This window comes from Variovorax glucosi (assembly GCF_051216695.1).
GTDB lineage: Bacteria > Pseudomonadota > Gammaproteobacteria > Burkholderiales > Burkholderiaceae_C > Variovorax.
This window is the reverse complement of sequence record NZ_JBPJZE010000217.1, coordinates 1-413: the sequence shown is the minus strand read 5'-3', so window position 1 is coordinate 413 and position 413 is coordinate 1. Positions and strand designations below refer to the sequence as shown.

1 protein-coding gene is annotated in these 413 nt (G+C 64.9%); it reads left to right on the top strand.

All coding sequences use genetic code 11. From position 1 onward, the window contains the following. Window positions 1-413, top strand: a 413-nt coding sequence (locus tag ACSFA3_RS24410) for an aminotransferase class I/II-fold pyridoxal phosphate-dependent enzyme (protein ID WP_435507961.1), incomplete at both ends; no start/stop codon positions are given.

Genomic DNA, 413 nt, shown 5'->3' with positions numbered 1-413 from the left:
AACACCGGCATCGCGCTGGCGCTGGCCTGCCGTGCGTTCTGCGTGGCGGGCAAGGGCTTCGTGACCACCGACCCGGGCTGGAAATGGCCGCTGCAGTTTGCCGCCAAGGCCTGCTCGGTGATCACCGAGATTCCGATCTACGGGCCGGAGTACGGCTTCAAGCTGTCGGCAGAGGCACTGGCCGCGTCGACCGACGGGAACACCACCGTCATCTATCTCGTGGACCCGAACAACCCGCTGGGCACCTGCCACACGGCCGATGAGATCCGCGCCATCGCCGACATCGCGCGCTCGGTGGATGCCTGGCTGATCCACGACGCGACGTATGCGCACTTTGCCGATGGCTTCACACCGGCGCTCAAGTTCTATCCGGAGAAGAGCGTGCTGACTTACAGCTTCTCCAAGTGGCTGGG